Raw genomic sequence first — 23,080 nt, 5'->3', positions numbered from 1 at the left:
AAAAATAGAAAGGAGTCGTCCCAATGTCCCATCCAACCCGCATTCTGGCCATTCTCATCGTCGTCTCCCTCCTGGCGGTGGGCGTGCTCTCCCACCCGGCCCTGGTGACGGCCCGGTCCCATGCCCAGTATGATACACCCGCTGCCGAGGCGAGCGCCGCGGTCACCGTGCACGACCAGGCCATTCGGGAGGGCAGTGTCACCGTGGCCGAAGTGGTGAGCGACGGTCCCGGCTGGATCGTCATTCACCGGGATGAAGATGGCAGCATCGGCCCGGTGATCGGCTATGCCCCCGTGGCCGACGGCACCAATACGGATGTGGTGGTGCCCATCGACGTGGACCAGGCCACGCCCACCCTGTACGCCATGCTCCACACCGATGCCGGTGAGGAGGGCGTCTATGAATTCCCCGGCGCCGACGGCCCCGTCCAGGTGGATGGCCAGGTGGTCTCCCCGGCCTTTGCCGTGACCAACCTGGATGCCCTGGCGATTGAGGCCTTGCGGGCCCAACAGCAGCGCTTCCAGGTGGCGGTTGCCATGCACGAGTTGAATACCGCCGGCCTCCATGCCCTGGAAGAGCTCTTGACCCAGGGCGGCGTGGTGAACCCCGACGACGCCGGCTGGATCCAGAGCCTCTACTGGGTGGTGGACATGGCGGACTGGCCCGAGGAGCTTCATGAGGATGCAGAGGCCCTGAGCCACACCCTGGAAGAGCTGGCCGAGGCCGTTGCTGCCGAGGATGCGGAAGCGGCTGCCGGGCTGGCCACGGCCGCCCATGAAGGCCAGCACAGCCTGGTAGAAGCGGCCGATGCCTGGCTGAAGGCCCAGGAGGCTGAGGAATATCCGGAAGAGGCGGCCGCCCCGGCTGAAGAAGCCGCACCCGCAGAGGAGGCGGCCGGCGCGGTCCCTACCGTCCAGGTGGGCTCCACCGAGGCGTTGGGCGAGTTCCTGATGGACGGCGCCGGCATGACCCTGTACTTGTTCCTGCGGGACGAACCCAACGTGAGCAACTGCTACGATGCCTGCGCCTCCCGCTGGCCTCCCCTGCTGGTGGACGGGGAGCCGGTGGCCGGTGAGGGGGTGGACCCGGCCCTGCTGGGGATCACTGAACGCACCGACGGCACCCTGCAGGTGACCTACAACGGCTGGCCCCTCTACTACTTCGCGCGGGACGAACGACCGGGCGATACCCTGGGCCAGGGCGTGGGTGACGTCTGGTACGTGATTTCGCCCACCGGCGAAGTTGTCCAGTAGCTCTCCCTGTACCCCCCATTTGCCGGGATGGGCCGCGCACCGAGCGGCCCATCCCATCTCACCCACTTGCCGTCAACCCGTACAGTCTGGCGTCAATACCACGGCAGAAATTCCGGGTGCCCTCTGGGCGCACTCCCTCTGGTGAAACCTATCGGCTAAGCCGCGGGCCAGAGGCCCGATCGACGAATTTCTGCCGGGATTTACCAGGTCCTACCGGCGCTGCCAGGACTGGTCGCAGGGGCCACACATGCGGTGGTAGAAGGGGTCGTCGGGCGTGATGGAGCCCCGGGTAACCGGCTGGCCGGTCATGGCCGATTTGTACAGGCTGGCCAGGAATTCAATGGTTCCCCGCACGTCCGGTCCGCTCACCGGTGGCCGTTCACCCCGGGCCATGCTGTCCAGGAAGTGGCGCAACTGGCTGCCGTGGGAGGAAGGGACATTTTCCGGGATCTGCTGCCAGGTGGCCAGTTCATCGGCGTAGGGCGCGCCGTTGGGGATGGAGTAGCGCCAGTTTTCGTTGGTGTAGCGGTAGAGGTGGGTGAGCTCCACCGTCGCCTTCTGGAAGTCAAAGCGCAGGTAGGATTCCTCCCGAGGGGAGAGGACGCTGTTGGTGACGCTGGCCATGGCGCCGTTGGCAAAGCGGACGGTGGCCATGGAGACATCCTCCACCTCGATCTCCCGGTCCAGGGTGCCCATCATGGCCCGCACTTCTTCCCACTCACCCAGCAGCCAGAGCATGAAGTCCATGGCGTGGATGCCGTGGCCCATGCTGCATCCGCCCAGCTCGGTGGCCCACTTGCCCCGCCACGGGACCGCGTAATATTCGGGCGTTCGGTACCAGACGGTCAGGTTCACGCAGACCAGGGGGCGCCCCAGCGCGCCTTCGGTGATCAGGCGCTTCAGGTGTTGGCCGCCAGAGCCGAAGCGCCACTGGAAGACGCTGCTGGTGTAGTTCCCCGTGCGGGCCTCCGCCTCTTCGATGCGGTCCATCTCGGCCAGAGAAGCACAGAGGGGTTTTTCGCAGAGCACCCAGGCGCCGGCCTCCATGGCCTGGACGCTGAGCTCGCAGTGGGTGCTGGGCGGGGTGGCGATGTGGACCAGCTGGGGCGACTCTTTGGCCAGCATCTCGGCCGGGTCGGTGTAGGCCCGGGGAATGGCGTACTGCTCGCTGAAGGCCCGCACCCGGTCGCTGTCAATGTCCACTGCGGCCACCACTTCGACCCGGTCCTCTTCCTGCTGCAGGGCGGCCATGTGGGAACGGGCGATGCCACCGGTGCCGATGATAGCCGCCCGAATTCGTTCATTCGACATGATCGATTCTCCGCAATTGATGTTCGCAATTGATGATGGTGTGTTTTGGATCCATGGCAAAAAAGGTTTCTTTGCCCTTGAGACGCAGCGGGGGAGCCCTTTAACCCCATCTGTGAAATCTGTGGTTTCTTCAGTGGAGTCATGTGATTGGATTGGAATGTCTACTCATCATCGTCGTTGGACGGTGCCGGTCGGGCGGGCAGGTACCGGTGTACCTGCAGGGGAAACGCCAGAGCGAGCCCCCGACCCACGGACCAGGTTGCCTGGGCCCAGTTGGGCTGAATGGTGGACACTTTCGGCGCTCCCTTGACCGGCGCCTTGCCCACCGGCAATAGTTCCAGCCCGGCCACGATGGTGATGTTTTTGAACTCGGCGAAGTTGAAACGCCGCCGGCGTCCCCGGTAGCAGATGCCATCCACACAGGCCCGGCCCTCTGCCTGGTCGATCTCCCAGGTCAGGGTGTAGGGGCCGAAGTTACTGGGAACCGTGTGGATCACGGCCCGGAAGCCACCGGCATGGAGCTCGAAGCGGTCGATGTCCAGGGGCTGGACCATGGCCCCGACGCCGCTCAGCTCATAGCGCACCCGGAACTCCTCGGCTTCGAAGATGCCGTCCCCAGGGCGATCCAGGTGATCGTGGAAGTCGCCCTTGTCGTTGAGCAGGCTGATAACCGACAACACCGTGTTCGCCTGCTGCGCGTTCTGCAGGTAGGCGGACGCGAAGTCCTGGCCGTCCCGCAGGAAGCGCAGCCGCAGGATCACGGCCGGGTCGTCGGGGGTGCGCCAGTAGCCAATGAGGGGGCGGCGTTGGACCCAGAGGTTGTCGTGGTTGACGGTGCCCAGGCAGGCGTCCCGGGTGAACCAGGTGGTGCCCCAGGTGGAGCGCTCCTCCTCCTCCCGGCGGATGAAGCGCTGGCGCACCACCAGGGGATCCTGGGGCAGGGCCCGGAAACGGGGCACCCACTCGGGGGGACAGGGCAGATGATCCACGGTCACCAGCCAGGCGGCTTCGGCCTCCACCCCGGCCATGGTGGGGTGGGGCTGAATCTCCACGCCCGTCTGGCTGCTGAGGTAGGCCGCCTGGGCCGCGGTCAGACGGTCGTGGTAGGCCCGGCTGTGGGGACCGGCCCACTGGCCGGTGGCCGGGTGAAAGTGCTCGGCAATGGTCTGCCAGGCCGTCCGCCGCAGGCTTTCCAGGTCCGCGCGGGCATCCTGATCCTGGATCATGTGGAGCAGCCGCTCGCACTCCACCAGCGCCACCAGGGTATAGGTCGGGCTGTTGTATTCGTTGAAGCCGCCGTGATGGGCCGTGTGGGTCACCACGTTGTGGAGGCGTCGCCGGCCGTAGTCCAGCAGCCGGGGCGACGGCAGGATTTCGCCCGCGGCCAGGGCCACGCCTGCCCCCATGATGGCGATGTTGGTGTAGGAAGGCTGGACGTTGCGCCGAAAGATGGACCAGGCCGCGTGGGCCAGGCTGGCCCGCATGGCACCCACCAGGGCTTCGGGCAGACGGCCGGCATGGTGGGCTAGCATCTGGGCCAGGCGAATGCCACAGAAGTCCGCCCAGTTCCAGTCCGGCGGCTTCATCCGCGCCAGCGGCTCCTCCAGCAGCCAGGGCCAGATGCCATAGGTCGGGCTGGTGGGGTTCGTATCCTGGAGGGAAAGGACTTTGTCGATGATGGCGGCGGCCCGCTGAACGTCGGCTTCCTCGCCCCGGCGCAACAGGGCCAGGGCATAGTCCAGGGATTCCCGGGTCGGGTGCACCCAGGTGCCGTTGGGTATCGTGGAATGGTAGCCCGGCCCAGACCAGGCAACCCCGACCATGTGCTGGTCGGGGCTGTAGCGGGCGTCGCAGTGGGCCAGGTAGGTAGCCAGATCCATGGGGTCAATCGCCTGGATTGGCCAGGACGACCAGATAGCGCATGGGGGCGTGGCTGTGGTTGACCAGGCCGTGGAGTTTCTGGGGGTCGAAGACGGCCGCCTCGCCTGCCTTCAGGACGTAGGTCTCACCATCCAGCTCCAGGGTGCCTTCCCCCTCGAGCATGTAGAATGCCTCGTAGCCGCCGTGCCGGTGGGGCGGATGGGAGCGCTCGCCGGGCCCCACGGTGGAAATGTGTAGGTGCAGGGGTTCCCCGTTCAGGTCGGGATCCAGCAGGTAGCGGGCAATCCCCTTCATGGACGTTTCAGAGAGTTGCATGGTATGCTCCTGATTTTGTGGGTGCGGGCGAGGATGCTCGGTGGAGTCCATCGCTGCCTGGGATGGCCGCAGCTTGCGTAGCCAGGCGCCCAGGGTTTTGAAGAGCGCCCGGTTCACCACATCCTCGACAAACCATTGGGGTCCCATTCTCTTCCCTTTTTATCCGAGCGACCGGGCGTTTTACCCCTGGTGACCCATGCGCAGGGTCTCGAAGAGGCGCATGCTGAACGCCCGGGCCAACACCGCCAGCTCCATGGCCACCATGGTGGCGGCAAAGGCCACCGCCAGGCGCACGCTCTCGTCCTGGGCGATGAGGGGGATCAGGGGCGGCAGAGGTGCACCCGCGCTGTCGGGAATGCGGAAAAACGGTGCGAAGATCTCTGCAGTGCCCAGGCCGATGAAGGCGCCGGCCAGCGCGCCGTACAGGGTCAGCAATCCATATTCTAGCACGACCTGGGCGATGATGTGGTTTCGGTTTAGCCCCATCGCGCGCAGAACGCCGAACTGGAAGAGGCGTTCCCGCAGGGAGGCGTAGTTATGCACCAGCAACGCCAGCACGGCCATGGCCGTCGCGGCCAGAAAGCCCACCGTCAGGGTGCCGAAAATGCCCACCCGCTCCATCTTGCTCTGCTCGGCGGCGATGAGGGCCCGGGCATCCTGCAACTTGATGGGCTCCACGTTCTGCTGACGTACCCCCCGTACCAGCGCCTCTTCGCTGGCACTCTGGTTCACGGCCAGCCAGATGCTGTGGGGGAAGACGGCGCCCGTCTCGGTGAAGAGATGTTCCAGGTTGCCGATGACGGTCACTTCGCCCTGCTGCACCGTAGGGAAGTAGTGGTAGATGCCGGCCACGGTGAACTGGCCCGTGTAGCTGAACTCATCGGCCAGGCTGACCCGGATGGAGATCTTGTCGCCGATGTTAAGCTGGTTCTGGGTCAAGAACTCCTGGGAGACCAGGATGTGATCCGGCGCCAGGGCCAGCCGGTTCATCAGCGCGCCCAGCGGCTCTGGCGCAAAGTCGGGACGGAACCAGGCCACCTGGCTGAAGTCCACCCGGTCGATGGCCAGCATGCGCCCCCGGATCTCCCGATCCGCGATGTGGATGCGGGCGGGATAGTTGCCTACCCGGGTGGCGCCGGTGACGCCGGGGAGCTGGCGGAATTCGTCCTTGGGCGGAATCCAGACGCTGGCGTCCCCCATCTCCTCCGCGCTTTCCGAATAGGGCTCGAAGCTGATGTCGGTGCCCACCTGGTAGTAGATGCGATCTTCCAGCCATTGGTCCAGGCTGGCAGCCAGGGAGCGGCTGTAGACGCCCAGGGCCAGGGCCACGATTACCAACAGCAGGGGGTTGATGTAGTTCTGGCTGCTGCGTCCCAGTTGTCGCAGGGCCAGGTGCAGGGAGAGCCAGGGGGTGCGGCTGGCCAGGAAGTCGAAGAGGCTCATAAGCCAGGGGAAGATCCGCATCACCAGCAGCGCCGCCGTCACCACGAAGAGCGCCGGCACCAGAATCAGGAGCGGGTCCCGGAAGAGCTGTTCTGGCCCTTCCTCCACGCTTATGGCCAGAGTCCCCCGTTGGGCCAGCTGGTCGTAGGCGTACAGGGTGGGCGCAATGAGCACCACATCCAGATAGGCCCGCTGCCAGAAGGGCTTGGTGAGGGGGCGGGCCTGCTCCCGCATCTGGACCACGATGCTCTGGCGGGTGGAGAGGGCCACGGGCAGGAGCCGGGCCAACAGCGAGATTCCCAGGGCCAGGCCGATGAGGGTGTAGTTGATCCCCTGCAGGGAGACCGGCAGGGGCGGCCGGTCGGTGAAGGTGAGGAAACTTTCGGTCATCCCCATCCAGCGGGCCAGCCCCATTCCCAGCGCGATGCCCAGGGGCAGCCCCACGACAAAGAGCAGCAGCTCTTCAACCAGGGTCAGCCCCAGGACGCTGGTCGCGCTCATGCCCCGGCTGACCAGCAGCGCCGTCTCTCGACGCTGCCAGCGGGCCACGATCATGGAGACCAGCACCAGGAAGTAGAGCAGGAAGCCAAAGGCCGGCACGTTGAAGCCCAGAAGGACCAGGGTCAGGGTGTTCTGGCGCTGGACGAACTCCTTCAGGGGGTCCAGGGGGGAGACATCCAGCCGGGCGCCGGGCAGGTATTGGTTGATGATGGCCATGCCCCGCTCAAAGCCGTTGGCATAGCGGGCCGCGTACTTGGGGTTGATGCGGCTGTCATCCAGGATGATGTGCCAGGCTACAAAGCCGGATCGGGCCGGCAGCAGGGGCTCCACAAAGCGGATGTAGTCCGCCCGGGTCACCAGAAAGGCGGCACGGAGGGTGGAGTCCGGGTCGGTGAACCAGAAGCGGCCGGTGGGATCCTTCGCCTGCCAGAGCCCCCGGATGCGGATCTCCAGGCGCGGCTGGCTCAGGTTCACCGCCACCTGGAAGCGTTCTCCCACATGGACGCCCATCTCCTCGGCCAGACGATTGTGCATCCACACATCCAGCACGTTGCCCTGGCTGGCGCCCTCTTCGTCCATGGGATCGCCCGCGACCAGCGCCATCTGGTCGGCTACGTCGGCCACATAGACCAGGTTGACGGTGTTGATGAAGGAGCTGTTGTTGCCGTAGCGGGTATCCCCCTCCAGGGGCAGGAGCATCATGCCGCCGCTGCCCACCTGCAGGCCCAGATGGTCCAGGGGCAGGCCGATTTCGCCGGTCAGGGTGCCCACTACGCTGCGCCCCACCTCTTCCGCCGTCTGCAGGCTGACAGGTTTGCGGGAAGAGGGGAGGAAGTAGACCCGGGTGGAAAAGGGGATGCGGCCGGTGACCCGGCTCAGCTCGGCCAGCTCCTGGCTGAGGATCACCCGGTCCACAGCCTGGGAAAAGAAGGCAGAGCTGCTTAAAAGGCCCACGGCCAGGATCACGCCCAAGAGGGACATGACGGTCAGGCCGGGTTGGCTGGCCAGACGGCGCAGGGTCAGGCCGCAGAGATCTAGGAAGAGTGAGAGTTGCTTCATGCGGTTGCGTCGTGCATCTTGTGGGGTGCATCATGCGGGGTGCGTAGTACATGGTGCGTCCACGGCACGGGTACACGCACCACGCACTACGTACCATGCACCACCTGTCCCGTTTCCTGTCTACCGTTTTTCTGCGTCCATCCCGGTGCAGGCGATCATGTTGTAGGGGGCCACGAACCCCGGGATGGCCACCAGCATGGCGAAGGCATTCTCGAAGCAGTGGCCGGCCACGCCCTCGGGGGTGGCCGGCGTCACCACGATGGAACCGGGCCGCACCGGGATCACCAGGGTGTCGCCAGGATCTTCCGCCGGCCGTCGATAGATGAGGATGTGCCCTTCATCCTCCCGCTCCACTTCGGGCAGGCCATACACCCGGCGGGAGAGGACGATGGCTGTCTCCGAGTGGGGAACCACCTGGCCACCACCCACAGGAATGACGCCGTGGTAGTGGCGAATGGGCGTGGGCCGGCGGTCCATGCGCATGTCCAGGGTGTGCTGGTTGACCCGATTCACCCCTCGCCGGTCCTCTGCGTCGGCCGGGGGGCGCACCGGGGGCAGGGCTTCCCGCCGGAAGGCGCCCGGATAGGCTGCGCAGCCGCCGGGTTTGTCGGTCAGGTGGCGCAACAGGGCCAGCCGGGGCGCCGGGTAGGGCGTCTTCTCGGCGATGACATCGAAATAGGTGCCCTGGCCGAACAGGATGACGGGCGCCTCGTCCCCCGCCACGCAGAGGCTGTCACCCGGCCAGAGGGCTTCCCGGTGGGGGGCGATCACCTGCCCGTACCCCTCGCCGTACTCCTCGTCCAGGGGCTGGTAGGGTCCCTCGGGTGCGGGACCCCGCACCCGGTCGCCGGGCCGCAGGGCAATGGCAGCCTCCTGGGCCCGGACGATGAAGCGGTAGCGGATGTGTCCCGCAGGGGCGTGGACCTGGGTTTCGCCCTCCCACTGGCCCACGGCGAAGTCATAGGCCGGCCCGTGGATAGCCCGCAGGGCATCCAGCAGCGCGGCCACGGACCCGGCATCGTCCACATGGGCCACGGGGATGGTCAGCGATTGGCTGGCTGTTGAGATGGTCATGCTCTTCCCTCCTGGCCAGGCAGCGGAACGGGATGGGTCCACTGCCTGGCTTCCTGAGCCGTTGGGCTACGCGGTGACCTGATCCTTCATCTTCTGGAGCAGGAGCTCTGCGCTGTTGGGCGGGAACTGGTAGTACTCGTTCATCTCTTCATGGCCCGGCATGGCCAGGAGCGCCTCCAGTACCTCCACCGCCTGGTCATAGGAGCGGGTCTGGTGGCTGTCCAGCACGCTCCAGAGGAGCATGGAGCGATCCCGGGTCTTGAAGGCCAGCAGTTCCCGCTCCATGTCCAGCCATTCGGGCAGGATCTGCTCCACCATGATCTTGGCCGGCAGGGGCTCCACCCGCAGGGGCTGGATGCCCTTCTTGTTGACGATGGCGGGCACTTCCACCACCACGTCGTCCGGCACGCCGGCCAGGGCCCCTTTGTTGGGCACGTTAACCTGGAAGTAGCCCTCGTTGTCGTTGACCAGGCCGTCGATGATGGGCACCTGCTGCTCCCGGGTTTTTTCGGCGCCGAAGGCCTCGATGACGCTGGCCTTGGGGTCGTTGGCGATGCGGGTCATCTCGGCCAGACGCTTTTCCAGGTTGGCCACGAAGAGGGGGCGGGCCAGCTCGGTATCGGGGCCGCCCCAGGGTTCCCCGAACCAGTACTTCTTGGTCTGGATATCGGTATGATACCACCAACCGCCCCGTCGGGGGGTATCGCCGATGGGCATGAGCCCGTACATGCGGTACTGGTGGATGGCGCCCCGGGACATCTGGATGTCGTGGGTACGGGTGGCCACGTGGGTGCGCCAGTACTCCTCGCCCTTGGTGGCGATCCATTCGTCCAGCAACGGGTAGGCATCCTCACCCCGGTAGAAGAAGTGGGTGAGCCAGATGTTGTGGTTGAGGCCGGGCGCCTGCCAGGTGAGGTCCCGGGGGTTGGAAAGGTCCAGGCCCAGGGTCTGGGCGATGCCGTAGACGCCGTAGTGGCCGTGGCAGAGGCCGCACACCTTGATGCTGGTCTCCCGGGTCATGAGGGTGCAGCCTTCGAAGACGGGGTTGCCCGACTGGATCAGCCAGGCGTCGGGGCAGATCTCCTCCATGTCCCGGGCCACTTCCAGCATCAGGCGCAGGTTGTAGAAATTGCCCAGATTCACCCGGCCGTAATAGTAGCCGTACTGTTCGGCCAGCTCTCGGATGGCTCGCTGGTGGTGGTGGCTCTGGGCCGAGGCGGTGTTGATCACGAAGTCCGCATCCTGGAGGGCGACTCGCCGGTCGGTGGTGCTGTCAATCTGGAGGTCGGTGCCCAGCTCGTCCCGGTAGCGTTCGGCCAGCCGGTGGATCATGGCCAGGCGCTCGGGGTCGATGTCCATGAAATGGACCAGGCTGCCCACCAGGCCGGGGGTCAAGCAGAGATCTTTCACCAGCCCCAGGGAAAACTGGGCGCTGCCCGCGCCAATCACGGCTATTTTGATCGGGGTCGACATGATTTGTTCCTCCTCATGTGGAAGTCAAAGTGTGGAAGTCATTCAGGGATAGGCAGGTTGGGTCAGGCGATGTCAAACCAAGCTGGGTCGAGGGGGAGCGGTCTGGCGGACAGGGGGCGACCTCCACCTGAGGCCGCCCCCTGCTCCATCCTGCTATGAGGTTGGCGGGGCGAAGTTCAACCGCATGGCCTGGTCGGCAAAGCGAATCTCCATGAGCTCGCAGGGCAGATCGGCGACGCAGTAGGGGTTGTCGTAATGCTTGAAGCCGGTGATGGCCTGTTCCCGGCCGTCCACCAGGAGCGGACCCTCCCACCCAAAGCGCAGGGTTTCCCCCCGGAGGGAACGGTACCAGACGTTCAGGCCGTCGAAGGAAGGCTGGGTGGCCAGAACCTTGGCCACGAACTCATCAAAGCTGCCATCCTGCGCGGCACGGCCCATCTGGCAGAGCCAGATGTTGGTCAGGCCATAGGAACGCAGCTCGTGGTTGGCGCTGTCCTCGTTCTCCACCCGCTGCAGCCCCTGGGCGGCGGTCAGGGCCAGGTAGCCGTTGTCCTTGCGGGCAAAGGCCCAGCCCCCCTCCATCCGCACGTCGTCGAAGGCGGCGAAGGGGAAGTAGGCGTGGGTGAAGCCCAGCCAGTCGTCCGCCGGCAGCTTGTGAACTGCGATGAGCACGTCCTTCCACTGGGCGACCCGGGGCAGGACCACGTTGCCGTGCCAGGCGTTGGGCCGGTGGGAGCCTTCTTCGCTGAGGCAGGGCGGATGGGTGACGAAGACCACCGCGTCTGGGCTCAGGGTTGCCTGCCAGATGTGCTGCTGGTAGCCGTACTGGCCCGGCTGGTAGTCCTGGGCAGAGGCCAGCATGTAGTCCGGCGTCTTGTAGGTGACCTTGTTGATCTCCCAGGAGCCGGTGGCACAGTCCACGGCTTCCTCCAGGGTACCCGCGTGGCGCTCCCGGTTCCACATCTCCTCGGGCCGGTCCAGGGCGATGGCCGCGATCAGGGGCGGCAGTTCGTAACCCTGGGCGCAGGCCAGGCTGACGGTGCCCAGGATGTGGTTGTTGAAGGTGCCCAGCCCCCAGAGGATGCGACCCAGGCCGGAGGTGGGCTCCAGACGGCCGCCCTTGATGAAGGGGGCATAGGTGCGGCCGTGGGTGGAGCCAAAGACGCCCCGGAAGGAGTTGACCGCCATGGTGAAGAAGAGCTTGTCCAGGACCACCGCCGCCAGCTCGGCCACCTCGTCATTCTCGGCCAGGTCGGCCAGGTGGGTCAGGGCCAGCACGTCCTCTTCAAAGTAGGTGTTGGAGTCCCACTCCCGGAAGCCGCCCGTGGCGCGCTTGTGCAGCCAGGAGAGGGCCAGCCGCTCGCCTTTTTCCCGGTGCCAGCTCCCCGGCTTGTTGACGTTGCTGAACTCCCGGTCCGGGTAGAGCTGGCCGGCCAGGATTTCGCAGGTGTGGAAGAGGATCTGGTGGTTCTCCGACCAGTAGCACATGGCGTCGTCGCCGGGCTCGTCCATCCAGTATTTGAAGTTGAGGACACAGTCGGCCAGGGGCCAGACCAGATCCTCCGGGAAGTTGGGGTCGTCCATGTAGCGGATCATCATCCCCAGCAGCCCCACCAGGTAGAAATCGCTGCAGTCGGCCCGTTGGTTGATGCGCTCCACCGTCTCCAGGATCACGTTGGTCTTCACCTGCTGCCAGCGGCCCAGGGCCATCTTGGCGATCTCGGAGAAGACGTTGAGGTTGCGTCGGGCGGCATCTTCCAGGGCCTCTCGCCGGCGGGATTCGGGTGTGCCGTAGAGGGTCTGGGAATAGACGCCGTTGGCGATGCGCAGGGGGATCCGTCGCTGGATGCGCATGCCGTGGACGTAGTACTCCTCGGGGTGGGGCATGAGGAGGATCTGGTAGTCCCCCTCCGGTACCTGGTAGACGGGGCCCAGGTTCAGCTCGAAACCGGCCCGCACGTGGGGCTGGCCTTCGGCGTAGATGCGGCCCGAGGGTGTCTGTAGCCGGACCGTGATCTGGTCGGCCAGTTTCAGGTCCTTGGGCCAGCGGACCACCAGCTTCTGCTCCCGGTGGTACACATCCTGGTCCAGGTAGGCGGCGTCCATGATGGCTTCCAGCTTCTGGCGCCGGGCGACTGGCTCCAGGGTGGTGGGCAGGAGCACGGTGAGATCGTCGGTGGGGATGTCGCTGATCTGGAAGGCCATGGCATAGGGGCATTCCCGCACGGCCACTTCTTCGAAGCGGACCAGGATCTCGTTGCAGCCTTCCACCAGGCGAGCCGAGAAGCGCACGCTGTGGGGCAGCTGGTGGTGGAAGTGCTCCTGCCGGTGGACGTGCTTGCCGTTGATCCAGACGTCGGCCGGGCCGTTGGTGGTGAGCACCAAGGTGGCCTGTCGGCTGGCCGGGGTCACGACCTGGGTGTAGGCCCAGGCGCGCAGGTAGTGGCAGGTGTGGTAGAAGCCGGTGAGATCCACGAAATGGTCGGCGCGACAGCGGATCGCCTGCCAGGTCAACTTCTCCGTTCCACCCTGGCCGTCGGTCAGCTCAAAGCTTGCCTGTTCAGCCGGTGGGTGGTCGATCTCCATCTCGGCGCTATAGCGGGCCCGGACGATCTGGCGCTTGAAGTCCGGCCCGCGATAGCGAGACAGGTCGACGGGAATGGCCTGGGGGCCGGCCACCAGCCAGTCATGGACGAAGCCGTCCTGGAGCTGGCGTTCCAGGTGAGCCACAGGAATTTCGAGTGTATCGTTCATTTCAGCCATAGGTTCTGTGTGATGAACAACGGTTCAGGGTCGACGGGTACGTAGTACGGTCTGACGTCAATACCACGGCGGCAATCTGGTGTGTCGGCTGGGCAGATGCTCCCGGTAGATTGCCGCCGGGATGGACTGGGCTGGCGTTCGCTGCCTGCAGAAATCGGACGTAAGCCGGGTGGCAATGTTGAGACAGTGAGGCGGCCAGCGATTTCTGCCGGTGGCGGCGAGGAAACCTGTGTACCTATGAGTATCAGGGATTGGACGGCCAGTGTCAAGTCGCGCCAGGGAACATCCCAGGGGTTGCCTGGCCGTCTGGCTCAGACCGCATAGGGATCTGCGGCATCCCGCAGGCCATCGCCCACGAAGTTGAAGGCCAGCACCGCCAGCACCACGGCCAGGCCCGGTGTCAGCAGCCAGGGGGCCGTGGCCACGGCCCGCAAATTTTGCGATTCCTGCAGCAGCACGCCCCAACTGATCACCGGCGGCCGCAACCCCAGCCCCAGGAAGCTCAGGGCTGTCTCCGCCAGGATGACGCTGGGGATGCTCAGGGTCAACGAGGCGATGATGTGGCTCAGGAAGGACGGGACCATGTGGCGGAAGATGACCCGCAGCTCGCTGGCCCCGGCCAGGGTAGCGGCCAGGACGAAGTCCTCTTCCCGCAGGGAGAGGAAGCGCCCCCGCACCACCCGGGCCAGCCCCGTCCAGCCGATCAGCGAGAGCAGCACCGTAATGGCGAAATACATCTTCAGGGGTGACCACTCCTTGGGCACGGCCGCGCTCAGGCCCATCCACAGGGGGATGGTGGGGATGGAGCGCAGGAATTCAATGATCCGCTGGATGAGCGAATCCACGAAGCCGCCGTAATAGCCCGAGATGCCGCCGAAGAAGATGCCCAATATCAGGCTGATGAGGATGCCCACCAGGCCCACGGACATGGAGATGCGGGTCCCGTAGACGATGCGGGAGAAGACGTCCCGGCCCAGGCGGTCGGCGCCCAGCAGGAAGAAGACGCCCTCTGGATCTTTCACCCCGAAAAGGTGAATGTTGGCCTCAAACAGCCCCCAGAGTTTGTAGGGCTCTCCTTCCACAAAGAAGTAGAGGGGATAGCGCACAGAGGTGTCGGGCTCGAAGACAAGCCGCATGGTCTCCATATCACGCACCGACTTCAGCCCGTACACGAAGGGCCGCAGGTGGAAGTTCCCCTCCGCATCGAAGAAGTGGATGCGCTGGGGCGCCGCGTAGGCGTAGTTGGCGTCGTAGCGGTTGGGGTCGTAGGGGGCAATCACTTCGGCAAATAGCGCCACCAGATATAAAAATATCAGGAGGCCCAGGGAGACCATGGCCATCTTGTGGCGACGAAAACGCCACCACATGAGCTGCCACTGGGAGGCGGTGTAAACGGTGGATTCTTCCGCACCGATGGCTTCCGGAGCTTCCAGTTCCTCCAGCTCATCCTCGTTGGCCAGCCAGGTCGTCTCCTGACCCTGGATGGGTTCTGGGGATAGACGATTTTTTTCTACGGCCATTGTTGAATGCTCCACATGGGTTCAATACAGGTCAGATCGTTTCTGCCCGATGGAGGACAGGTGACCGGCGACAGCAGTCCAACTGCCCTCGACGGGTCTTAGTTATTGATAGCGGATGCGCGGATCTAGCCAGGCCAGCATGATGTCCGACAGAAGGGTACCGATCACCGTTAACGCGCTCAGAATCAGGATAAAGCTGGCAGCCAGATACATGTCCTGGACCAACAGGGCATTGAGCAGCAACGGCCCGGTGGTGGGCAGGCTCAGGACAATGGAGATGATGGTAGCGCCGTTGATCAGCCCCGGCAGCGCCCAACCCGCAGTGCTCACGAAGGGGTTGAGGGCGATGCGTACCGGGTACTTCAACAGCAGCTTGGTCTCGCTCACGCCCTTGGCCCGGGCCGTTTCCACGTACGGCTTGCGCAGCTCATCCAGCAGGTTGGCCCGCATGACCCGAATCAGGCCAGCCGTGCCGCCGATGCCCAGAATAATCAGGGGAACCCAGAGATGTTTGAGCATGTCAACAAACTTGGCCCATGACCAGGGTTCTGTCTGGAACTCTCGAGAGAAGAGGCCACCCACGTTGGTGTCGAAATACCGATAGCCCACCCAGAGCAAAACCAGGGCCAGCAGGAAGTCGGGAATGCCCAGCCCGATGAACGAAAAGGCAGTAAAAATGTAGTCGCCGATGGAATACTGGCGGACCGCGGAATAGACGCCGATGACGAAGCCCAGGATCCAGGTGAAGATGAGGGCGGTGAAGGAGATCAGGAAGGTCAGCCCCACCCGTTCCCAGATCAGCTCAGACACCGGCTTGTTCCAGCCGAAGGAGTAGCCAAAGTCGCCGTGCAGGACGCCCCAGATCCACTTGAAGTAGCGCTGATACAGGGGCAGATCCAGGCCAAAGCGGTGCTTCAGCGCCTCCAGCTGGGCCTGGTCCACCGAGTCGCCCGAGGCGGCCAGGGTTGCCGTGTAGGCCGTCAGGTAATCCCCCGGCGGCAGTTCAATGACCACAAAGGAGACGATGGAGACGGCGATGAGGGTGATCACCATCAACAGCAGCCGCTGAACGATATACTGAAGCATGGAATTCCTCCCAAGACGTGGCGTGGGAACCGGCATGGATCTGCCGGCTCCCCACACCACGTCGCGACCGATTCATCTGGCGGGGGTGAATGGCGGACGCTCAGGACGAGCGCTTGAAATACTGTTCCACGTTGGTGTTGCCCGGCGTCTGTTGCAGCCAGTCCGAAACGGCTTCTTCCGGCACGTTGCGGAAGTTGTTCTTGACGATGCCCACGTGGGGCAGGACGCCGACTGTCCCGATGAACCAGATGTTCTCGGAGGCGTTGTCGAAGAACTCCTCGGCCAGGGCCGGCAGCTCATCCGGCGAGGCGCCTTTGATCAAGTCGTAGAGCTCGTACTGGCGCTTCACCTCGGCAGGTGGCTCCTCCCCCTGCTCGCCCCGGCTCTGGTACCACTGCCACCAGAGGGCCGCGGTTGACGGCGGCGTGCCCCCCTGGTAGGGCAGGAAGTACCAGGGCTCGATCAGCGGCGTCAGGCAGCGGTCCATGATCCAGACGCCCATGTCCATCTCTTCGCCGGCCAGGCCCCGCTGGGAGAAGAGCGTCCGATCTTCTTCCTTGGGGATGGCCCGGATGCCGATCTGCTTCCACTGGTCGGTGATCATCTGAACCGCATCCCGCCAGGGGCCGAAGACGGGCGCGTACTCGATGGTGATGGTCAGGGGCTCTCCATCCGGGCGCAGGCGGAAGCCCTCGCTATCCCGCTCGGTGAGGCCAATCTCGTCCAGGAGCTGGTTGGCCCGGTCGGGGTCGTGCTCGGCGTAGCGGGTGGCGTGCTCTTCCTTGAAGTAGGGGCTTTCCGGAATCAGGGAAGCCTGACGGGGCTGGCCGAAGCCCTGGTAGGCCAGCTCGTTGATCTGGGTGCGGTCGATGCCCAGGGAGAGGGCAATGCGGAAGTTCTTGTTCTGGAAGAGCTCCCGCAGCACCGGATCCTTGTGGTTCATGTTGGGGTGCAGCAGGCAGTTGGAACCCTCGGCCAGCTTCCAGCGGAAGACCCGGTAGTCGCCCTGCTCCGCGTTGTCGATGAAGAGGGGGTAGTTGTTCCACAGGATGTGGCGGAACTGGCAGTCGATCTCGCCGGCCACGGCCTTCAGGTTGAGCAGGTCGGCGTTTTCCACAATGTCGAACTGGACCTTGTCCAGGTAGGGGAGCTGGTTGCCTTCGGGATCGACCTTGTAGTAGTAGGGGTTGCGCTCGGCCACCACGGGCACATCCGGCGGCACCCGGGTGGGGATCCACGGCCAGATGTGGGGCTGTTCCGGATTCTGCCAATTGCGTTTATTGCCGAAGAGCTCCCACCAGTTGTCGAATCCGGCGTCCTGGGTCTTTTGGGCCAGCTCCTCTTCGCTGACGTAGTTGGGGTGGAACTGGCTCAGGTAGTGCTTGGGATAGTCGCAGATGTTGCCGCCGGCACCGGCCGAAGGCCCGGCCAGGATCTGGATGAAGAGGCCGTAGGGGTTCGGGAAGGAGAACTTGATGGTGTAGTCGTCGATCTTCTCCAGCTTCCCGACCTCGCCAGTCACCGGGTCCCGCATCCAGCTGGGGATGGAGGGAGTCAGATCGGTGTTGAGCAGCACATCTTCATACCAGAAGACGAAATCGTCCGCGGTGAAGGGCTCGCCGTCGGACCAGCGCATCCCTTCCCGCAGTTTGATGGTGAACTCGGTGGCAGTGTCGTTGATCTCGAAGCTTTCAGCCACGTTGGGCACCACGGTGGAGCCGTCCTGGCTCCAGCGCACCAGATTCTCATAGGAGAGGCGGCTGTTGAGGATGCCGGCGTCACCCGGCCCCACGGCTGCCCGGAACCAGGTGCCGCCGTATTCGCCGATCTCCTCGACCACAGGGATCACCCGGGGATTCTTGGGCAGGCGCTCGTCCACTGGGGGCAACTGTCCCTGGGCCACCAGCTCGGCCAGCATGGGGGCCTCGTTGTACTGGGAGGGGGCAGCGCCGGCGCTGGCAGCGGCGCCCCCTTCGCCGGCTGCCGGGGCGGTGGTGGCTTCTGCCGCCGGAGGCGCCGCTTCTGGGGTGCCCCCGCCGCCACAGGCCGCCAGCACCGTACCCGCCGCGGTGAAGGCCGACAGCCGCATGAACATCCGGCGGGACAGGGTGCGTGGTTCGTGTCGTTCAGACATGATTGGACTCCTCTCATCAAGATGCGGAATTGGATGTTGTGGATTAGCGTAATTGCCATGACAGAAGTTCGTCGGGCTCTGTGGCACGGCTGTGCCCGACGAACCACTGTCCGGGATGGGCAGGGCAGGCGCTACTGGTACAGTACACAGCGCACTTTGTGGCCTTCCTCCACTTCCAGGAAAGGCGGATCCTGCTGATCACAGACGCCGCGGATGGCCTTGCGGCAGCGGGGGTGGAACGGGCACCCCTGGGGCCGGGCGTAGGGATCGGGCACAGAGCCGCGGATGGCCGTCAGACGGCCAGTCTGCCCCTGGGCCGATTTGCGGCCCAGCCGGGGGATGGAGCGGAGTAGCGCCTGGGTGTAGGGGTGCTTGGGATCGTAAAAGATGGTGTTGACGTCGGCCATTTCCACCACCTGGCCCAGGTACATGACCACCACATAGTCCACCATCTGGGCGATGACGCCCAGATCGTGGGTGATGAAGATGATGGCCATGCCGAACTCCTCCTGCAGATCCCGCATCAGGGTCAGGATCTGGGCCTGGGTGGTCACGTCCAGCGCGGTGGTGGGCTCGTCGGCGATGAGCAGGGAAGGCCGGCAGGAGAGGGCCATGGCGATCATGGCCCGCTGGCGCATGCCGCCGCTCAACTGGTGGGGGTAGCGATCGATGGTGCGGTTGGGGTGGGGCATGTTGACCCGCTCCAACATGTGGATGGCCTGCTCCCGGGCCTCTTCCTTGGTCACCGGCTGGTGGAGGACGATGGCCTCGATGATCTGGCTGCCGATGGTATGGACAGGGCTGAGGGAGGTCATGGGCTCCTGGAAGACCATGGAGATCTCTCCCCCGCGGATGCTGCGGATCTTGCTGCCCATGGGGTCCAGCTTCACCAGGTCGATGACATCTTCCTGGCCGCTCTGGCCTGTGCTTCCCTTGCCCACGCCCTGGTGGAAGAGGATCTCCCCGTCTACGATGCGGCCTGGCGGCGGCACAATGCGCAGGATAGAGCGGGCCATGACCGACTTGCCGCAGCCACTTTCACCCACCAGGCCCACCGTCTGACCTCGGAAGACGGTGAAATCCACACCGTCCACCGCGCGCACGATGCCCTGCTCCAGGAAGAAGTGGGTCTTCAGGTTGCGTACTTCCAGCAGCTTTTGATTTTTGCCTGCGGCAGAAGCGGCCGCCTGCGGTGCACCTTGAATCACAGTTGTGTTAACCATCCGAGTCACTCCTATTTGGCGTATGGATCGGCGGCATCCCGGATGCCGTCCCCCAGGAAGTTAAAGGCGAGCACAGCCAGGACTACGGCCAGCCCGGGGGTGAGCACCCAGGGGGCCAGGGCCACCGAGCGCAAGTTTTGCGCCTCCTGGAGCAGCACGCCCCAGCTGATGGCCGGTGCGCGCAGGCCCAGCCCGATGAAACTCAGACCCGTCTCGGCCAGAATGATGCCTGGGATGGAGAGGGTCAACGAGGCGATGATGTGGCTCAGGAAGGAGGGCATCATGTGGCGCAGGATGATGCGCATCTCGCTGGAGCCCGCGAGCCGGGCCGCCATGACGAAGTCCTCCTCCCGGAGGCTGAGGAAACGCCCCCGCACCACCCGGGCCAGGCCCGTCCACCCCACAAAGGAGAGCAGGATGGTCACGCCGAAGTAGAGGCGAACAATGGACCAGTCGGCCGGCAGGGCTGCGGCCAGGGCCATGATCAGGGGAATTTCCGGAATAGAGCGGATGAACTCGATGAGGCGCTGGATCAGGTTGTCGATAGTGCCGCCGTAGTAGCCCGAGATGCCGCCCAACAAGATCCCCAGCACCAGGCTCACCACCACGCTCAGCAGGCCGATGGTCAGGGAGATGCGGGCGCCGTAACAGAGCCGGGAGAAAAGATCCCGTCCCAGCCGGTCGGCACCCAACAGGAAGAGCCCCTGTTCCTCCCGGGGGGCGTCTAAACCGAACAGGTGGAGATCGGACTTCCACAGACCCCAGAGCTCATACTCCGGCCCCTGGACGAAGAAGCGGATGGGGTACATCACGGTGCGATCTTCCACATAGATACTGCGCAGGGTCTCCGGATCCCGCTCTCGCACCATCTTGTAGACGAAAGGCCACCGCAGGTTGCCCTCGTTGTCGATGATCCGGATGGTGGAGGGGGGCGCCAGCTTGTACTGGACGAAGGAGTTCTCCGGGTCGTAGGGCGCCACGAACTCGGCGAAGGCCGCCACGAAGTACAGGAGGATCACAATCACCGCGCTGATGACCGCCATCCGGTGTTTTAAGAAGCGCCACCACATGAGCTTGAGGTAGGACGCCACATAGATCTTTTCCTCGTCTTCCGAGAAAAATTCTTCTTCGAGCTCATCCTCCAACGTGGAATCGAGCTCTTCAACCTGTTCGTACCAGGTCTTTTCCACAGATTGCATGGATCTCTTCTCCTCGCCCTCTGATACCTAAACTGAGAGGCGCGTACCGCATGGTGGAAACGGTTTGGAAAACCCGGTCGGTTTTCCGTCTGGCTGCCCAACCATGGGACGCATCCTAACTGAGCCGGATGCGTGGATCCACAACGGCCAGCAGGATGTCAGAAATGAGCGTACCGATCACCGTCAGGGTACTCAGGAGCAGGATGAAGCTGCCGGCCAGGTACATGTCCTGGGAGGTGAGGGCACGCAACAACATGGGCCCCGTGGTCTGGAGGCTCAACACCATGGCCACCAGGGTGGTGCCGGAGATCAGGCTCGCCAGGGACCAGCCCACGGTGCTGAAGAAGGGGTTCAAGGCCACCCGCACCGGATATTTCCAGATGAGGCGACTTTCTTTCAACCCTTTGGCCCGGGCCGTTTCCACATAGGGTTTGTTCAATTCATCCAGCAGGTTGGCCCGGGTGATGCGGATGTTGCCGGCCGTACTGCCGACCGCCACAATAATCAGGGGGATCCAGATATGCTTGAGCATATCCACGAATTTGGCCCAACTCCATGGCGCCAGAATATATTCCTGGGAAAAGAGCCCACCCACGTTCATGCCCAGGGCCGATTGGGCCCAGAACATGACAACCAGGGCCAGCAAGAAGCCGGGCGTCCCCAGGCCGATAAAGCTAAACAGCGTCATGGTATAGTCCAGGATGGAATATTGATGGGTCGCCGAGTAAACGCCGATGGGGATGGCAATAAACCAGCTGACCAGCAGCGCGGAGCCGGAAATGGCCATGGTCAGGGCCAGCCGTTCCCAGATCAGCTCTTTGACAGGTTTTTGCCATTCCATGGACTGGCCCCAGTCGCCTTCCAGGAGAATGCCTTTCATCCATTTGTAATATTGTTTGTAAACCGGCTCGCCCAGGCCGTACCGTTCCCGGAGGGCGGCCAGCTGCGCCTCGTCCACGATGTCGCCCTGTGCCCGCAGCTGGGCCGCGTAGGAGGTGAGGAAGTCCCCCGGCGGCAGCTGGATGATCACAAAGGACAGGATCGAAATCGCGAAGAGGGTCGGGATCATGAAGAGGATCCGCCGCAAGATGTAGATCGCCATTTCACCGCTCCCAAAGCATGACACAAACACAGAACCAGGTCACGGGATAGCCGCCTGGCACCGGGATGGGGAGGGCGCAGTTGCCCGCGCCCTCCCCCGGCCGACGCCGGGCGGCTGATGCCCGGATCAGGCCACGTGGTTCTCCGGATCTTCCCAGAAGTAGGTTTCAGTGTTGAGGAAGTGCTCGTCGCCCGTGGGGTCGTCGATGGGCATGCCGGGCAGGTAGTTGCGCACGCCATTCTTGGCGATGACCAGCGCCGGCGCTTCGCCCAGGTAGCCGATCATGGGCAACTCCTCGGCCCAGATGTCCAGGATCTGACGGAAGAGCTCGTTGCGCTTCTCCTCGTCCGGCTCCACCGCGATCTGATCCCACAGGGACCAGATGTCCCAGATCCAGTGGCCCTCCGGCGGTTCCTCCGCATTGGGGTTGGTGGGATCGTTGCGCCAGAGGCCCCAGGCCACGGCCCAGGGGCGGTCGGTGATGGTGCCCAGGAAGATGCCCGGCGCCACCAGAGGCACCACGGTGCGGTCGCCACCCCACCAGGCCGCCTCGATCTCGTTGGCCGCCCAGTGCTCCTCGTACAGGGAGCGTTCCACCGACTTGTAGCTGGCCTTGATGCCCACGTCCGCGTAGTAGCGGATCACCTGCTGGACGGCGTCTTCATCCGGGGAGCCGGGCTCCGCCGTCCCCTCGATGATGAAGCTGATCTGCTCGCCGCTGCCGTCGTTCCAGAGGCGGAAGCCCTCGCTGTCCCGTTCGGCATAGCCGGCCTCGTCCAGAAGCTGGTTGGCCCGCTCCGGATCGTATTCGATGTAGGCATTGGAGAGCTTCTCATAGTACTGGGGCGACATGGGCAGCGGGCTGTACTGGCGCGGCTTCATCAGCCCATCGAAGACCAGCTCGTTGAGCGCCTCCCGGTCCACCGCCAGGGAGAGGGCAATGCGCACCTCCCGCTTGTTGAAGAATTCCCGCAGCCGTGGGTTCTTGGTGGTGTGGTTCGGCTGCATGGCCACATGGCCGGAGCTGACGCCGATGAGCACCCGATAGTCGCCGTTCTCTTCGTTCTCTTTGTAGAGGGTGAAGTTCCCCAACTGGACGTGGCGAGCCTGGAAGTCGATCTCGCCGTTGATGATCCAGAGGTTGAAGACGTCGGGCGTCTCGAAGAGGCGGTGGGTGACCTTGTCCACGTAGGGGAGCTGGTTGCCGTCGGCATCCACCGCGAAGAAGTACGGGTTGCGCTCCATGATAAAGAGCTCGGTGGAGAGCTGGTTCTTGGCCAGCCACGGGCCGACGCTGGGCTTGTCCGGGTTGAGGTACCACCAGTTGCGGTCCTGGTAGTATTGGACCCAGGTCTCGAAGCCGGCGTTGGTGGCCGCCGCAGCCAGGGCGTCCTTGTCGTCGGTCAGCTCCATGTGGAACTGCTTCATGTAGTGGCCGGGGGCATAGAGCGCGTTGGTCAGGCGGCCCAGGCTGTAGATGAAGAGGGGCTTGGGATGGGCGAACTTACACTTGAAGGTGTAGTCGTCGATGACCTCCAGCTCCATCAGGGTGCGTTCGGGGCCGGTGACCCTAGGGCTTATTAGTTCTCAAACAGGGGGAGGGGTGGATATAATGATGAGATAGGCTGGACGAGATGAGAGTTGGAGAGAGGAGGAAACAGCCATGGCAGCGGGAAGTATCCTGGAGCGACTGCGTAGAGTTCAGGATCCGAGGCGCCGACAAGGAAGGCGATACCCCTTGCC

The 23,080-nt window shown here is 64.2% G+C and carries 15 protein-coding genes; 1 reads left to right on the top strand and 14 read right to left on the bottom strand.

Annotation, left to right across the window (positions count from 1 at the left end):
- Positions 1-23: 23 nt before the first annotated feature.
- A complete protein-coding gene (locus FKZ61_RS10820; RefSeq protein ID WP_211358516.1) occupies positions 24-1,253 on the top strand; it encodes a COG4315 family predicted lipoprotein in 1,230 nt (409 codons plus the stop codon).
- A 210-nt stretch (positions 1,254-1,463) separates the two neighbouring features.
- Here FKZ61_RS10820 and FKZ61_RS10815 read toward each other — a convergent pair whose 3' ends face one another.
- The 14 genes from FKZ61_RS10815 to FKZ61_RS10750 form a co-directional block, all read right to left on the bottom strand.
- Complete coding sequence (locus FKZ61_RS10815) at positions 1,464-2,564, bottom strand: Gfo/Idh/MocA family protein (protein ID WP_141610139.1); 1,101 nt, start codon at positions 2,562-2,564, stop codon at positions 1,464-1,466.
- A 161-nt stretch (positions 2,565-2,725) separates the two neighbouring features.
- A complete protein-coding gene (locus FKZ61_RS10810) occupies positions 2,726-4,444 on the bottom strand; it encodes a hypothetical protein (RefSeq protein ID WP_141610138.1) in 1,719 nt (572 codons plus the stop codon).
- Positions 4,445-4,448: 4 nt separating this feature from the next.
- Complete coding sequence (locus FKZ61_RS10805; protein WP_141610137.1) at positions 4,449-4,907, bottom strand: cupin domain-containing protein; 459 nt, start codon at positions 4,905-4,907, stop codon at positions 4,449-4,451.
- Positions 4,908-4,940: 33 nt separating this feature from the next.
- Positions 4,941-7,763: an ABC transporter permease gene (locus tag FKZ61_RS10800; RefSeq protein ID WP_141610136.1), complete on the bottom strand. Its 2,823-nt coding sequence runs from the start codon at positions 7,761-7,763 to the stop codon at positions 4,941-4,943.
- A 120-nt stretch (positions 7,764-7,883) separates the two neighbouring features.
- Positions 7,884-8,837, bottom strand: coding sequence for a hypothetical protein (locus FKZ61_RS10795; protein ID WP_141610135.1), 954 nt, complete (start codon positions 8,835-8,837; stop codon positions 7,884-7,886).
- Positions 8,838-8,903: 66 nt separating this feature from the next.
- Entirely contained in the window at positions 8,904-10,310 is a 1,407-nt protein-coding gene (locus FKZ61_RS10790) for a family 4 glycosyl hydrolase (protein WP_141610134.1), read from the bottom strand.
- Positions 10,311-10,463: 153 nt separating this feature from the next.
- Positions 10,464-13,064, bottom strand: coding sequence for a hypothetical protein (locus FKZ61_RS10785; RefSeq protein ID WP_141610133.1), 2,601 nt, complete (start codon positions 13,062-13,064; stop codon positions 10,464-10,466).
- A gap of 320 nt (positions 13,065-13,384) precedes the next feature.
- Positions 13,385-14,593, bottom strand: coding sequence for an ABC transporter permease (locus FKZ61_RS10780; RefSeq protein WP_141610132.1), 1,209 nt, complete (start codon positions 14,591-14,593; stop codon positions 13,385-13,387).
- Between the two features lie 102 nt (positions 14,594-14,695).
- Positions 14,696-15,679 (bottom strand): ABC transporter permease, encoded by a 984-nt coding sequence (locus FKZ61_RS10775; RefSeq protein WP_141610131.1) that lies wholly within the window; start codon positions 15,677-15,679, stop codon positions 14,696-14,698.
- 100 nt (positions 15,680-15,779) lie between these two features.
- Positions 15,780-17,813, bottom strand: coding sequence for an ABC transporter substrate-binding protein (locus FKZ61_RS10770; protein ID WP_141610130.1), 2,034 nt, complete (start codon positions 17,811-17,813; stop codon positions 15,780-15,782).
- A gap of 131 nt (positions 17,814-17,944) precedes the next feature.
- The gene (locus FKZ61_RS10765; protein WP_141610129.1) at positions 17,945-19,036 is read right to left on the bottom strand and encodes an ABC transporter ATP-binding protein; all 1,092 of its coding nucleotides are present in this window, start codon (positions 19,034-19,036) and stop codon (positions 17,945-17,947) included.
- 11 nt (positions 19,037-19,047) lie between these two features.
- Complete coding sequence (locus tag FKZ61_RS10760) at positions 19,048-20,235, bottom strand: ABC transporter permease (RefSeq protein ID WP_141610128.1); 1,188 nt, start codon at positions 20,233-20,235, stop codon at positions 19,048-19,050.
- A 115-nt stretch (positions 20,236-20,350) separates the two neighbouring features.
- Positions 20,351-21,337: an ABC transporter permease gene (locus FKZ61_RS10755; RefSeq protein ID WP_141610127.1), complete on the bottom strand. Its 987-nt coding sequence runs from the start codon at positions 21,335-21,337 to the stop codon at positions 20,351-20,353.
- 126 nt (positions 21,338-21,463) lie between these two features.
- Entirely contained in the window at positions 21,464-22,882 is a 1,419-nt protein-coding gene (locus FKZ61_RS10750; RefSeq protein ID WP_141610126.1) for an ABC transporter substrate-binding protein, read from the bottom strand.
- Positions 22,883-23,080 lie beyond the last annotated feature (198 nt).

This window comes from Litorilinea aerophila, from assembly GCF_006569185.2.
Classification (GTDB): domain Bacteria; phylum Chloroflexota; class Anaerolineae; order Caldilineales; family Caldilineaceae; genus Litorilinea; species Litorilinea aerophila.
This window is presented reverse-complemented; position numbering and strand designations above follow the sequence as displayed.

Coding starts and splice junctions, on each gene's coding strand:
- FKZ61_RS10790 (WP_141610134.1), bottom strand. CDS start 10,310: ATGTCGACCCCGATCAAAATAGCCGTGATTGGCGCGGGCAGCGCCCAG.
- FKZ61_RS10750 (WP_141610126.1), bottom strand. CDS start 22,882: ATGGAGCTGGAGGTCATCGACGACTACACCTTCAAGTGTAAGTTCGCC.
- FKZ61_RS10795 (WP_141610135.1), bottom strand. CDS start 8,837: ATGACCATCTCAACAGCCAGCCAATCGCTGACCATCCCCGTGGCCCAT.
- FKZ61_RS10770 (WP_141610130.1), bottom strand. CDS start 17,813: ATGTCTGAACGACACGAACCACGCACCCTGTCCCGCCGGATGTTCATG.
- FKZ61_RS10805 (WP_141610137.1), bottom strand. CDS start 4,907: ATGGGACCCCAATGGTTTGTCGAGGATGTGGTGAACCGGGCGCTCTTC.
- FKZ61_RS10755 (WP_141610127.1), bottom strand. CDS start 21,337: ATGGCGATCTACATCTTGCGGCGGATCCTCTTCATGATCCCGACCCTC.
- FKZ61_RS10815 (WP_141610139.1), bottom strand. CDS start 2,564: ATGTCGAATGAACGAATTCGGGCGGCTATCATCGGCACCGGTGGCATC.
- FKZ61_RS10780 (WP_141610132.1), bottom strand. CDS start 14,593: ATGGCCGTAGAAAAAAATCGTCTATCCCCAGAACCCATCCAGGGTCAG.
- FKZ61_RS10765 (WP_141610129.1), bottom strand. CDS start 19,036: ATGGTTAACACAACTGTGATTCAAGGTGCACCGCAGGCGGCCGCTTCT.
- FKZ61_RS10785 (WP_141610133.1), bottom strand. CDS start 13,064: ATGAACGATACACTCGAAATTCCTGTGGCTCACCTGGAACGCCAGCTC.
- FKZ61_RS10775 (WP_141610131.1), bottom strand. CDS start 15,679: ATGCTTCAGTATATCGTTCAGCGGCTGCTGTTGATGGTGATCACCCTC.
- FKZ61_RS10800 (WP_141610136.1), bottom strand. CDS start 7,763: ATGAAGCAACTCTCACTCTTCCTAGATCTCTGCGGCCTGACCCTGCGC.
- FKZ61_RS10760 (WP_141610128.1), bottom strand. CDS start 20,235: ATGCAATCTGTGGAAAAGACCTGGTACGAACAGGTTGAAGAGCTCGAT.
- FKZ61_RS10810 (WP_141610138.1), bottom strand. CDS start 4,444: ATGGATCTGGCTACCTACCTGGCCCACTGCGACGCCCGCTACAGCCCC.
- FKZ61_RS10820 (WP_211358516.1), top strand. CDS start 24: ATGTCCCATCCAACCCGCATTCTGGCCATTCTCATCGTCGTCTCCCTC.